At 44.9% G+C, this 14,036-nt stretch carries 11 protein-coding genes; 5 read left to right on the forward strand and 6 right to left on the reverse strand.

The features are described from left to right. The 5 genes from AB7E53_RS11535 to AB7E53_RS11555 all read right to left on the reverse strand — a co-directional run. Positions 1–1,354 (reverse strand): HAD-IC family P-type ATPase (locus AB7E53_RS11535; protein ID WP_446775777.1); only part of this gene is annotated, 1,354 nt, incomplete at its 3' end. Between the two features lie 80 nt (positions 1,355–1,434). Then, complete coding sequence (locus AB7E53_RS11540) at positions 1,435–1,995, reverse strand: helix-turn-helix domain-containing protein (protein ID WP_350457166.1); 561 nt, start codon at positions 1,993–1,995, stop codon at positions 1,435–1,437. A 37-nt stretch (positions 1,996–2,032) separates the two neighbouring features. Then, entirely contained in the window at positions 2,033–2,917 is an 885-nt protein-coding gene (locus AB7E53_RS11545) for a DMT family transporter (RefSeq protein ID WP_350457165.1), read from the reverse strand. Between the two features lie 362 nt (positions 2,918–3,279). Continuing rightward, positions 3,280–5,004 carry an FAD-dependent oxidoreductase gene (locus tag AB7E53_RS11550; protein WP_446775778.1) on the reverse strand — a complete coding sequence of 575 codons (1,725 nt, stop codon included), beginning with the start codon at positions 5,002–5,004 and terminating at the stop codon, positions 3,280–3,282. A 574-nt stretch (positions 5,005–5,578) separates the two neighbouring features. Next, positions 5,579–6,853 carry a uracil-xanthine permease family protein gene (locus AB7E53_RS11555; RefSeq protein ID WP_446775780.1) on the reverse strand — a complete coding sequence of 425 codons (1,275 nt, stop codon included), beginning with the start codon at positions 6,851–6,853 and terminating at the stop codon, positions 5,579–5,581. A gap of 109 nt (positions 6,854–6,962) precedes the next feature. Here AB7E53_RS11555 and AB7E53_RS11560 point away from each other — a divergent pair, with 109 nt between their 5' ends. The 4 genes from AB7E53_RS11560 (at position 6,963) to AB7E53_RS11575 (ending at position 11,232) form a co-directional block, all read left to right on the forward strand. Then, positions 6,963–7,787, forward strand: coding sequence for a metallophosphoesterase (locus AB7E53_RS11560; RefSeq protein ID WP_446775782.1), 825 nt, complete (start codon positions 6,963–6,965; stop codon positions 7,785–7,787). 184 nt (positions 7,788–7,971) lie between these two features. Continuing rightward, positions 7,972–9,249 carry a dicarboxylate/amino acid:cation symporter gene (locus tag AB7E53_RS11565; protein WP_446775784.1) on the forward strand — a complete coding sequence of 426 codons (1,278 nt, stop codon included), beginning with the start codon at positions 7,972–7,974 and terminating at the stop codon, positions 9,247–9,249. Positions 9,250–9,325: 76 nt separating this feature from the next. Next, complete coding sequence (gene pdxH, locus AB7E53_RS11570) at positions 9,326–9,970, forward strand: pyridoxamine 5'-phosphate oxidase (RefSeq protein WP_446775786.1); 645 nt, start codon at positions 9,326–9,328, stop codon at positions 9,968–9,970. A gap of 299 nt (positions 9,971–10,269) precedes the next feature. Continuing rightward, a complete protein-coding gene (locus tag AB7E53_RS11575) occupies positions 10,270–11,232 on the forward strand; it encodes a UDP-GlcNAc--UDP-phosphate GlcNAc-1-phosphate transferase (RefSeq protein ID WP_446773065.1) in 963 nt (320 codons plus the stop codon). 46 nt (positions 11,233–11,278) lie between these two features. Here the strand turns inward: AB7E53_RS11575 and AB7E53_RS11580 are convergent, their stop codons facing one another. Beyond that, positions 11,279–12,241 carry a calcium/sodium antiporter gene (locus AB7E53_RS11580; RefSeq protein ID WP_446775788.1) on the reverse strand — a complete coding sequence of 321 codons (963 nt, stop codon included), beginning with the start codon at positions 12,239–12,241 and terminating at the stop codon, positions 11,279–11,281. A 139-nt stretch (positions 12,242–12,380) separates the two neighbouring features. Here AB7E53_RS11580 and AB7E53_RS11585 point away from each other — a divergent pair, with 139 nt between their 5' ends. Continuing rightward, complete coding sequence (locus AB7E53_RS11585; protein WP_446775790.1) at positions 12,381–13,871, forward strand: S41 family peptidase; 1,491 nt, start codon at positions 12,381–12,383, stop codon at positions 13,869–13,871. The last annotated feature ends 165 nt before the right edge of the window (positions 13,872–14,036 follow it).

A 14,036-nucleotide genomic window follows, 5' to 3' on the forward strand; every position in this document is an offset into this window, starting at 1 on the left:
GTCCCAGGGCACAGGGGCAGGCAATGATAAGTACCGCCAGGGCATTCACAAAGGCGTATACGTAGGAGGGCTGCGGACCGGCAACCGCCCATACGATAAAGGTGATAACGGAGACGATGAACACGACCGGCACAAAGTACCCGGCTATCTTATCGGCAAGGTTCTGGATGGGTGCCCGTGAACGGCTGGCTGTACGTACCATCTCAATGATCTGGGACAACAAGGTCTCTGAGCCTACCTTTTCGGCCTGCATCAGGAAGGAACGGGTACTGTTGATGGTACCGGCACTCACCCTGCTACCCGTGGATTTATCCACCGGAACAGGTTCGCCGGTAATCATGGACTCATCCACCACCGCCTGGCCTTCGGTTATTATGCCATCCACCGGGATCTTCTCGCCCGGCTTCACCCGCAGGATATCGCCTTTCTTTATCTGATCCACCGGTATCACGGTGCCATCGGCCAGGGTAGCTTCCGTAGGCGCCAGTTTAAGCAGGGCCTTGATGGCGCTGGTGGTCTGCTTGTGTGCACGGGCTTCCAGCAGCTGACCGAGCAATACCAATGTGAGGATTACCGTGGTGGATTCGAAATAGAGGTGCACTGTTCCGCCGTGGCCGGTAAACTGATGGGGGAACAGGTCCGGCGCCAACAGTCCCACCAGACTGAAGATAAAGGCGGCTCCGGCACCCAGACCGATAAGGGTGAACATATTTAGATTCCAGCTTTTTACCGACACCCAGGCTCTTTGGAAGAACATCCATGCAGCATAGAACACCACCGGCAACGAAAGTGCAAACTGCAGCCAGTTGTTCAATGTATGAGGCAATACCGATGATACGGGTCTGCCCGGAAGCATATCGCCCATGGAGAGTACAAAGATGGGGATGGTAAAGAGTAAAGCGATCTTGAATTTCCTTTTTAAGGAGGTGTAGGAGCTGTCCTCCTCGTCGTCACCAGCGGTAACAGCCGCCACTAAGTCCATACCGCACACTTTGCAGCTGCCCGGCTCGTTGTACATTTTATCTCCCTCGCACTGCATGGGGCAGTAATAGATACCTTCGCTGCTGCTGGAGACGGTCTTCACCGGATAGGTGTGTGAATGGGCATGTCCGCTGCAGCAGGCAGGGGGCATGCCGTTTTCGTCCAACTCAGTCTCCGAGAGTTCATAATGTCCTATTTCGCGCAGGGCTTGTTGCAGTTGGGATAACTCAATCTCTTTATCGGCAGTCACAGTTGCCAGCGGCGGATCCAAAGTGACATTTACCGTTGCACCGTCCACCGTATTAAGGGCCTTCTCCACCCTTGTGCGGCAACCGTTGCAACTCATTCCTGTAACCAGATACGTATGTTTCATAATCTTCTCTTTTTTATTGCAAATATCCGATGTAAAGAGGGAATCTGCGTTATACAATTATGGAAACGATTTGTATAGTTTCAGAGTTCGTCCAGGGGGCGGCGTTTATTTTCCTTGAGTTGTTTGTAGTGCGTAGGGGTCAGACCCGTAACCTGCTTAAACTGCTTGCTTACGTGGGAAACACTGCTGTAGTGCAACATATCGGCAATTTCGCTGAGTGACAGCTCGTCGTACACAAGCAACTCCTTCACCCGTTCTATTTTCTGGGCGATATAGTAATGTTCGATGGTGGTATTCTCGATCTGAGCAAACAGGTTGCTGAGTGATGAATAGTCGGCCCGCAGTGCATCGGAAAGGTAATCAGACAGGTTGGACCTAAGTTCGTTGTTTTTCTGATAAACCAGCTCCGTAATAAGATTCTTTATCTTCTCGATGATACGGCTCCGCTTGTCGTCTATCAGCGAAAAGCCCAGCGCGGCAAGCCGTTTATTCAGGCTCACTTTCTCTGTATCGGAGAGCTCTCCTTCCAGCTCAACCTCGCCTAACCCTACGTGCAGAGGGTTGAAGCCGGCCTTTTCCAACTCCGACCGCACCACCATGATGCAGCGGTTGCAGACCATATTTCGTATATAAAGTTTCATATTATCCGGATTATAGCTAATAAACAGAAAGGAAGCCTTAACTGTTCAGCACCCTTTTGCTTCGAAGCACCACCTTATGTCCGTTTTCGGCATACCATACCCCTCCGATAATAAGCAACGCTCCTATAATTACAAACATCGTGATCTTTTCATCAAGCACTACGGCAGCCGTTAGCATGGTTATAAAAGGGAGCAGATAGATGTAATTATTGGTGGTTATCGGGCCCAGGTTCTTGATGGCCACACTCCACATTACGTAGCACAGCGAAGAGGCTATCACTCCCAGAAACAACAGATTGGCCGCAACTTCGGGTATCAGAAGGGTTTTGAGCGGTGCTCCGAAAGGCTGAAACAGGAAGTAAGGCGATAAGGTGAGCAGTCCGTACAGAAAGAGTTTACGGGTGATAAACAGCACGTTGTATCGTCCGCTGATGTGACGTATCAAGATGGAATAAACCGCCCAGCTGAAGGCGGCTCCAAAGGTGAGCAGGTCGCCCAGCGGATTGAGCTTGAGGATAAAATTACCGTTAAACACCACCAGGGCAACTCCGGCAAGAGATAGGATGGATCCGGCAAGGATATAACGACTCAGCCGGACTCCTTTCATAAACAGATGGGCCAGCATAGCCGTAAGCAACGGAACTGTGGCACAGATAAGTCCCACATTGGTAGCCTGTGTGTACTCCAGCGCCGTATTTTCCAGAAGGAAGTACAACGTACCGCCAAAAAAGCCGATGGAAAGAAAAGAGAGTTCGTCTTTCACACTTTTAATACGGTGGGTGCGTGGATACAATATCCACAAAAAGAGGTAGGCTATTATAAAGCGGTACAGCATTATTTGTGCCGGTGTAAGACCGTAATGCAATAAGACTTTGGAAGACACCAGGGTTGTACCCCAGACTATAGATGTTACACCTGCCATGAGGTGCGACATTTTTATCTCTTTATTTATCATTGTTGAGGAACTTGCAGCTTCATATAATGCTACAAAAGTAGTTAAAACAACTTTACCTACAGCAGTTTTCCTGAAATAAAGCAAAGAATGCAATTATTACCCGCTGCTGGTTGCTTTGGAATAAAACAGAGGGGGCAATCATAGCCCACAACTGTTTTTTCGAAATAAAGAGAGGATACCCATCGTAAGACAAGTATCCTCCTTCGTGCTATCTGATTGTTAGCTAATCGTTATCTGATTGCTATTCGTTTAATCTGATTGTTATCCTATTGAGATCCGTTGCAATTCAGTTGGCTTGTAATCCGATCTTTATCTGATTGTTAAAGCAATCAGGCCTTTTTCCATTCGGTTTCGATACCTTGCGAACGGATAAAATCCTGGAATTCTTTCAACATGGATGCGTTTTCGCGTACGTTACGTGGTGTGACTTTCTTATCCAGCGAATATGATACCAGCATTCCCACAGCCTCGCCGATGCTCCATTCTACCGGATGCAGACGGAAACAACCGTTGGTTATATGGGTCGTACCGATATTTTTGTTGGCCGGAAGCATGTTCTTCATGCGAACCGGGATAAGTGATCCTAAAGGTATCTGGAAAGGCAACGAACCGAAATCGAGGTAGTTCTCTCCATCGCTGCTGGGGTGAAGATCGATGTGGTAATACCCTACCCCTACGCTGTCGTAGAAAGGTGCAGACGTGAGTCCGGTAGTCTGCCCCGTAACCTTAGCACGGTTTTCGGCACCTACGTGTTCTTCCAACACGGTAAACAAAGCCTTGATACGTCTTGCTTCGCGAATATAGGGATACTTTGCCAGTCCGTCGTCCGTACCCATTATATCCTTACGCAATCGTACGCCCGGCCAACCCTTGCCCCCATCGGGACGCGGAGCCTCGGTCTGCAGCCAGTATAACAGCGAAAGACTCTGCTGTTTGGCTCTGTACACATGTTTGTTGAACACCTCTTCGCTTACGTCTACGATATCACCCAGCACATAATCGTTCTGCGGCCAGTTTACAATGGTTATGTCTCCTTTGTAGAAGCCAGGAACAAAATTCTCACGGTTTATAATCTTGCGGTAGTTCCATAAATTCAGCATACTGCCAGTCTGCCGACCGTCGGGGTGGAAACCCAGCTCTTTAGGCTTCAGCGTACGCGGATCCGAATAGTGCAACCCGATCATCTTACCAGACCATGGAATTCTCATCTTGGGAACAAACTCTTTCCAGAAGTCGTATTCAGCCGGCTTTTTGATGGTCCAATCTTCTCCCGGTGCGTAGTCTATGGCAAAACACATTGTAAACGCCTGGTTGTTCTTGGGGTTTGCCTTGTCCGGAGCATGCAACTCGTTGGTCTGCGCCTTCGATTCGGTACCCGTAACATACTCGGTACCCGTAAGTGGCAGCAGGTCGCCCAACTCGGTGGCATCCACAAAATATGATCCGGAAAGTGTTACGGTCTGCTTGTTGCGGAGGTTCTTCACATTTACGGAACGCACCTCATCCTTTTCCACAGCAGCATTCACTACTTTGTGCTCCGTAAGCAGAACCAGCTTCTGCGCACTGATATAAGGTGCCATCATCTCCATAAGTACGCTTACGGCTACCTGGGGTTCGTGACAGAGCTTAGACACAGATCCGGAACCCGGATTGAGGTACTGAACGGCCTTAGCCTGCTCTGTAAGCGGATAGTTTTTTTTATAATACGCACGGATAGCTGTTCTGAAGTCGCGGTAAAGCTGAGGGGCGCCATGTGTTTCAATCCACATGTGCTCGTCGGGTGGAACGCCCTGTTGCGTAAGCTGTCCGCCTACCCAATCGGTCTCTTCGGTAAGCACTACCGTAAGGTTGTTGCGTAAAGCAGAAAAAGCAGCAGCACAACCTCCCAGACCGGCACCTATTATCACTACATCGGCAGTAAGCTTCTGGTCCGACTCCTCTCTTTTAATACGTTTTGTCTGTTGATTCTCCGGAACAGAAAACCCCATCAAAGAAGATGTGGCAAGTGCTCCTCCTCCCATGGTAAGACGTTCAATAAAATTTCTACGATCCATATTAATTATTTTAAATCATAAGGAAAACAAATGAATTCCGACAAAGCATCGTTTTGTCAGTCATATAATAATAGGATCAAATAGGGGAGAAATTCTTTATAATATCCGTATCACGTGCCCCCATGAAAGAGAGTAAGGCTTACGGCTAGGTTTCGGTAGCAAACATAGGATATAAATTTGAAAAAAACAAATAATCGGTATTTTTAATTTACACTTCTTTTATAAATACCGAAGCTGGTGGTTATTGGAAGCACCTCTTTTAAACAGAAACACTTTTAACACAATTACTCTTCTAAGAATAACCGAGCTATCCGTTAGAAGCTCTTCTTTTTATCCTTAAAGTATACATGACATTATTGTAAGTTTCTTCAATAGAATTTGGATACTAATCATTAGAGGTACTACTTGTGTTACTTAATTTATATTATTAAGCCACTAAAAAGCAAAAGCTATAGATCAAAACCTCTTTTAATCTTTAAATCACAAGTGTTCTGTAACAATTAAACAACTTAAAGTATAAGTACGTTATATAAACATCACTACTGATTTTCAGCATTATAAAAATATATGCACATCAGAAGCTCTTCTTTTCATCTTTGAATATTACGTGTTCTAAAAGCAGGACGGTGAGGGTTCCCATTACGAATCCATTCCCAAGAATAGGTCTGATAAGCGGAGGTAATTCTGCAAGGGCCTGTTCAGGGGCAAAGGAGATTACAAGGGCAACCATGAGCGGAAAACCGATAATCAGACCGCTGTTGAAGGAAGAAACCGATTTCTCACGAGCCATCATCTGTAGGGCGGCTGTAAGCTGCGAACCCATAAGGTACAACAAAATTGTACCCAGAATAACCTCCGGAATAGCACTGATAAATACCAGCCACGAAGGCATGAAGGCTATCATGATTAGCCCCACTCCGGCAGGGATCAGTGGAAACCGGGAGGCACAACCGGTGGCTGCTATTACACCGGGACTTAAGGAGTAGTCCACCGGACCGATCACTCCGAGCAATCCCGACAGTGAATTAAATAGTCCTGTTACCGAGATGCCTCTCCTGCTCCGTTCATTCAGCTTATCGGCTTTGATCTGTTGTCCAACCGATTGAATGGAGCCTAGTTCATTTACAATCAGCGCCATATAGCAGAAAAGAAAAGAGAGTAACACCCCGCCGTCAAGCTGGAAGCTAAAATCAAACCAATCGGCCGAAAACGCAGACACAGAGCCGATCTCGGCAGGGAACTGCGGACCTTTCACCAGGAAGCAGACCGCCGTTCCGACAACCAATCCCATAAAAACCACCATCGACCGCCACATTCCCGGAAGCCGGTTGTTAAGGTAGATCATAACCAGCGAAAGCGAAAGGGCCAATATAAAATTGAAAAGCACATCGGTTGTGCGGCCAAACAACATGTGTACGATGACGGGCGACAAGGTGAAGGCGATCAATGCAAGGATAACAGCCACAATACGGGGAGTGAAAACCGACTGAACTTTATCGAACATCCCACTTATACCCAAGCCGAACAACAAAGCACCTCCCAATACGATGGCTGTATTTACGGCATCGGCATGAGCTGCAGTAGCCGAAATAATCCCCACCAACAACACCGAAGCCGGTCCCATCACCAAAGGCAGACGATGCCCCCACAGCATCTGGATAATAAGTCCCCCTCCCACTGTGGCAACTAATTTTTGGATGTAAAGAATCTGCTGGGCTGCCCCCTCCTGATTCATCGAGGCAGTTACCGCACCTAATATAATGATGGATGGAATGGATATCACCAACCACTGTAAACCGTACAGCAGCAAGGGAAATAAAGGCATCCTGTCGTTCAATCCGTAGTTCATACACGTTCGTTTCGTAAATTTACAAGGCTAAAGATAACGAATTTCCCTAATCAGTATCATTATTTTAATTTATCTTTACCGGCAAACTTTTAAACATACCGATATGTATATGAAAAAAACGACACTCTTTTTATTGGGCATACTCTTTTCTCTGGGTATATCTGCACAAACTCCCTTCTATTTTATTCAACTTACCGACCCTCAGTTCGGGATGATCAACAAAAACGCCTCATTCGATAAGGAGACTGCCTTGATGGAAAAGGCTGTTAAACAAATAAACAAACTCAATCCGGGCTTTGTAGTTGTGACAGGCGATTTGGTAAACGATGGCAACAACGCCGATCAAATAAAAGAATTTAAACGCATCCTTGCCACTCTGCGCAAAGACATTCCCGTATACCTGACTCCCGGAAACCATGATGTTGGTCAGCAGCCAACCTCCACCTCTCTTGCCGGTTACATAGACACCTACGGTTACGATTGTTTCTCGTTCCAGATGAACGGTACCTGCTTTATAGGCATCAACACCCAGATTATCTGGGCAGACGTAAAAGAGGCAGAACAATCCCAACTTGTGTGGCTTACCAAAGTATTGGAGAACTCACAAAAATGCACCCACCGCATATTGTTTGGTCACCATCCTGTTTTTGTGCACTCGGCAGATGAAGCCGATAAGTACGATAACTTCCCGTTGGCTAAACGCAACGATTACCTCAATCTGTTCAACCGGTTCAATGTAAGCGACCAGTTTGCCGGCCACCTTCACTATAACTCCAGTGGTCAACACGTCAACTTCCGTATAACCGGCACCAGTGCTGTGGGGATGCAGATTGGGAAGGAGAAATCCGGATTGCGTATCGTGAAGGTGTATCCCGACAAGGTAGAATCCACTTACTATCCGCTGGACGAAGTGCCTGCTATTGTGGAGCTGTAGTTTTATTATAACTATAGGTTGTTACGATGATTCCCGGCTAAGCATCCTAAAACCAGACCGCAGGCAAAATACATCCAAATAGATACTGAAATGCATTTTTTGGTATCTATTTTACATTAATACTTGCATATGTATTTACTTTCTTCTATTTTTACCAATCAACAATCACTCTAATATTAAACAGATGAGCTTTAAATTTGCCGTTCCTTTATATGCTAAGATATTGATTGGGATGCTGGCTGGTGTACTGATAGGCATCGCAGCTCTCACATTTCAGCAAACCGGATTCGTAAATAACTGGGTACGTCCGTGGGGACAAGTATTTATCCGTTTGCTGCAACTCATTGCCGTTCCTCTGGTATTTGTTTCGCTGGTTAAAGGAGTGATTGGATTGTCGGATATCGGTAAATTCTCTCGCATCGGTATCCGCACGATTATTCTCTACCTGCTCACTACTGCCTTTGCTGTAACCGTAGGTATGTCGCTGGGACTCGTTGTGCGTCCGGGACAGTTCGTTGACCGCCAAACGGTTGTTTCCATGCAGGAGAATTACAAATCTGTTGTGGCACAGAAAAAGGCCGAAGCAGACACAATGAAGAACAGTGGTCCCCTCTCCTTCCTCGAGGAGGTGGTTCCGGATAACTTCGTGGCTGCAACAAGTGATAACAGAAAGATGCTGCAGGTAATCTTCTTCGCTGTTCTTTTCGGGATAGCTGCCCTGTGCATCGAGAGAACAAAGATTGTCCCGGTTGAACAGCTGTTCGATTCGCTGTATCATATTCTATTGAAGGTAATCGACTTTGTGATTATGTTCGCTCCCTATGGAGTTACGGCTCTTATGGCAGGACTGGTTATCGATTTTTCGGGAAACCTCAGTATGTTCGGGGCGTTGGCGGTTTATGCGATAACCGTAGTAGGCGGACTCTTGTTTCTTATAAGTGTGTTCTATCCCACACTTATCTATCTGTTTACCAAAATGAAGCCCAACTTCTTTATCAAGACGATGTATCCGGTGCAGCTGTTTGCCTTTACAACCAGCTCGAGCGCCGCTACGTTGCCGCTCAATTTGGAGACTACCGAAAACAAGCTGGGAGTTTCTAACGAGGTTACCTCTTTTGTACTTCCGGTGGGAGCAACAATTAACATGGACGGAACAAGCTGTTATCAGGCAATAGCCGTTTTGTTTATCGCCCAAGTGATAGGCATAGACCTTACGCTTATGCAGCTGTTTACGATTATATTAATGACGATCATCTCTTCCATAGGAACGCCCAGCATTCCAGGAGGCAGCTATGTTATCCTTACCATGGTGCTGGCATCTGTGGGTATTCCTCCCGAAGGGCTGGCTCTAATTCTGGGTATTGACAGACCGCTGGATATGCTCCGCACGGCAGTAAACGTAACCGGAGATGCTACTGTAGCAGCCATTGTAGACACCCAGAATAACAAACAAATTTCATAAAAAAGGAAGAAAGAGCCTGATCCGGAACTATTACTGACCCGGATTTGTTGCTTTACAAACACAAATGCCGTACAGAATGAAAACAAATATAGCCGATATACGCAGAGATTACACCAAAGGAGGACTACGAAGAAGGGATTTGAACGAAAATCCATTGGATCAGTTCCGTAAATGGCTGGACGAAGCCATCTCCTCTAAAGTAAACGAACCTACAGCCGTGCTGATTGGCACCGTATCTCCCGAAGGAAGGCCCTCCACCCGTTGTGTGCTGCTTAAAGAGTTGCGCGACGGACAGTTTGTATTCTATACCAACTACGAAAGCCGCAAAGGGAGTCACCTGGCCAATAATCCATACATCTCACTCACCTTTCTATGGCATCAGCTGGAGAGACAGGTTCATGTAGAAGGGATTGCCCAAAAGGTTTCACCACAGGAGTCGGATGCCTACTTCAGAACTCGCCCTTATAAGAGCCGGATTGGAGCCCGTGTATCGCCTCAAAGTCATCCTATACCCAACCGGGGTGTAATAGTAAAATCGTTTATGCAGGAGTCACTGCGCTATATCGGTCGCGAAGTTGAAAGACCAGCCAACTGGGGTGGTTATGCCGTAACGCCGCACCGAATTGAATTCTGGCAAGGTCGAGAAAGCCGCCTCCACGACCGGTTTCTTTATACTCTGCAAGCAGACAATACATGGACCATAGAACGACTTGCACCATAACAAGACAAATCCAATTAATAAGATAATTATACAGGTTAAAACCTGTCTTGCTAAAGGTTGATTACTCAAAATCAATCTTTAGCATATAGAGCAAACTATCCTGACAAATAACATCATATCTATCTAAAAAACATAACACAACCACCCCATTGATTAAAACGAATCTGTTTCAAAAAATATTTAAATAATTTTGTGTATTTCTTTAAAATTATTTGCACATTTGTCCTATTAATTACCGTTTAAAACCGTTAATCGGAGTTCCCTATTCTTTTTTTTGATCATATACGAGAGTAAACGCTATGTGGATTTATTTAATTATTACTGTGTTGCTTTTAGTTGCAGAGCTTATTTATTTTAAAATAGCAGATCAACTGAAGCTGGTAGTACGTCCGGAACAAAAGAATTTTCAGCAACGTACTACCTGGCGCGGAGGGGGTGTGATATTTTATATGGCTGCTCTTATTTACTGTATATGGTATGGCTTTCCTTACCCTTGGTTCTTTGCAGGTTTGACTGTTGCAGCTATTACAGGATTTGCCAACGATATGCATCCTCTTAAGGAATGGAAGCGTAAGCTACTCATTTCCTGCGGATTACTCCTCATGTTTATGGAATTAGGCCTATTTACTGACTATCCGCTGTGGTATATAATACCGGCTTTAGTTGTATGTGTTGCAGTTATAAATTCGTACCGTAACATGAATAAAATAAACGGTATCACCGGAGCCTACAGCTTTGTTGTTATCATAATTCTGGCCTATCTGAACCAAAAATTCACCCCATTTACTGATCAACGTTTCCTGTATATTATTTTACTATCTATTATTATCTTTAGTTTCTTTAATTTCAGATATAAAGCGGTAAGTTTCTCCGGAATGGTGGGCTCTGCATCCATAGGCCTTATCGTACTGTTTCTGGTTGGTAAATTGATTTTGGTAACTCAGGATATAAGCCATCTGGTGCTACTGCTCGTATACGGAATGGATACTCTTTTATCTGCCATTCATGGATTGATAAGGCATCGGGAAAAGGGTTGTCCCCATTTTCAGTACGTGTACCAGATCATTGTTTACAAGCTGAATTTTCCACAAATCTTTGTATCGGCAATCTATGCTGCTGCACAAGCTATCATATTTGCCGGTTATGAACTGTTTTATCCCTACCGATGGTGGTATCTGGGCATTGTAATTCTGTTGCTTACGGTTGCATATATTACGTTTATCCGCAAACATTGCAATCTGATTCATCATACACATAAATAAAAAGAGGCACCTTGTTGAAGTGCCTCTTTTTATTTATTGATGAAATTTATGCATTATAAATCAGGTAGACTGTATAGGCTACATAACATAATACAAAGAAAGCTCCTTCGGTCCGGTTGATGGTACGCTTGGCAAAAAAGAGCCCGAAGAACCACATCAGGATACTTGCACCTACAAGCACCAACAGATCGATGTTAGTGATACCTAAAATATTCATGGGTGTGATTGCCGAACTACAGCCCAGAATAAAGAAAACGTTAAATAAACAACTACCAATTACATTCCCAATTGCAATTTCCGGATTCTTCTTTAGAGCAGCTACAATAGAGGTGGCCAGTTCTGGCAGCGAAGTTCCTAATGCTACCAGAGTAAGACCAATTACAGACTCACTCACCCCCAATGAACGGGCAATGTTTATGGCTCCATCTACAAAAAGCTGACCGCCATAGACCAACCCACACAATCCTCCGATTATAAATAGTACAGATTTAAGCATGGGCATCTGCTTTATGTTATTCTCCTCGTCGGTTGCCTGAGATTTACCATCCAGCGCTATAGCAAAAGTATAAGACAGGAAAATCAGGAAAAAACAGAGCAATAGTATCCCATCCGTTGTACTTAAGATGTTGGAAGTGCCCTTATCAAGCAGCACATCATTTGCAATCACCAGCAGCACTACAGACGACAATATGCAAAGGGGTATCTCTTTCCGAAGTGTGTTGCGCGTAATTACGATAGGTGCCACCAGGGAAGTACAACCAACGATAAACAGAATATTAAAAATATTGCTTCCCACCACGTTCCCGATTGCAATGTCCGAACTTCCTTTCATTGCAGACGATATGCTGACCGTTAGCTCGGGCGTGGAAGTTCCAAAGGCAACAATGGTAAGACCAATTACAATGGATGGAATATTGAACCGCTTGGCAATGGAAGCAGCCCCATCTGTAAGTCCGTTTGCCCCAAGTAGAATAAGGAGTAATCCTCCGATAAGTAGTAGTATGTCCATAAACTTTTCAAATTTTATGCAAATATATAGAAAGTTCAGATAATAATTTATTTTGCCTGCTCAACAATGATCGCAAATAGTTGGCCGAGAATAAATATATATTAATTTTGTAGTTCACATAATACACCTATTTAATCGTATGCAAAAGAACTACCGGATTTTAATCATTTTATTTGCAGCAATCACTGGAACCCTGTTTTTTCAAAGCTGCAGCAAAGACGATAACCCTATCGACGAACCCGCAAAAGAAGTTGTACCCAAAGAGACTCAAAAAGTTACGCAGTTTGCAATCGATGTGCTGCAGGATGTATACCTGTGGAGCTCTACAATCAAATCAGTAGATGTTACTAAAATAAAGGATCCGGTAGCTATGGTGGACAGTATCCGGTACTCGGCCGACCGATGGACTTCCCTTACAGATGATGCAAAGGGTCTTACAGATAGCTTTGCAGGCGAAGGTACCTCTTACGGGTACTCTCTGGGAGTCTATCTTTTCTCTGAATCATCCAATCAATGCTTTGCAGTGGTACAGTTCGTATATCCCGGTACACCTGCCGAAAAAGCAGGAATGAAAAGAGGCGACTTGATTTTACAAATGAACGGAACCGACATAACTACAAGTAATTATTATGATTTGTTCTATTCTTCGTCGGTCACCCTCGGAATGGCCGCATTAAACGGGAATGTAATTAGTCTGAATAATAAAACCATATCGCTTACGGCCGTCTCCATGTATCAGGAACCGGTAAATACCTACAAGGTGATTAACAAAGGAAGCAGTAAAATAGGTTATCTCTTTTATACGGATTACACCCTTAAATCCCACGAAAAGCTGCTGGAAGTAATGCAGTCTTTTAAAGCCTCCGGGGTTACGGATGTGATTTTAGACCTGCGTTATAATCTGGGGGGATATTCCCTCACCTCGCAGATATTGAGCAGTATGCTTGCACCGGCTTCGGTTGTGTCGGGAAAACAGATATTCCTGAAACAAATCTGGAACGATGACTATACGGATTATTGGAAAAAACAGGGTGAAGATCTGGATGAATACTTTTCCTACACCTATAACTACGAAGATGAAGATAGCAAAAGGGTAAATCTCTCGGTAGAAAGTGCAAACCTGAACCTCAGCAGATTGTTCGTACTGGTATCGGGAAATACGGCATCAGCCTCCGAAGCTACCATAACGGGACTTTCTCCCTATATCAAGGTAACCACCATCGGCGAACAGACTGCCGGAAAGTACTGCGGCGGTATTGTATTCACTCCGGATGATATATACGAAACTCCGGATGCCGCACTAAAGAATTGGGGCATTTACACCATGGTGTACCGGTACGCCGACAAAAACGGAAATACGGCCTGTATGCCGGACGGCTTTAAACCGGATTATGAAGTGGCGGACGATCCATTCGACAGATACGCTATGGGCGACGAAGCCGAGCCTCTGCTAGCCAAAGCTATTCAGCTCATCACCGGCGAATCGGTTACCACCAAGGCTGCTGTAAGTCTGTTCAGACCTAAATCGGTAGACAAAGCCATCAGTCGGAAGGGAGCTCTCAACAATAAGCTGATTGAGCTTCCGGGCAGATACAAACTCAATAAGGAGAATCAGTCTCCGGCCAGATAATAAACATCTGCTGATGCCTGCCCCCGGGTGCCCATTGTGTAAATAAGACGATTGTTGTACATTTGTGCAATCATGTTGATCCATATTACACATACGTCCATTCCGAATCTGAAAAGAATGGATCAAACGTCAATTTACATACAATGAAAAGATTAAAATTAATTT

It is taken from the genome of Macellibacteroides sp. (genome assembly GCF_050251695.1).
GTDB lineage: Bacteria > Bacteroidota > Bacteroidia > Bacteroidales > Tannerellaceae > Macellibacteroides > Macellibacteroides fermentans.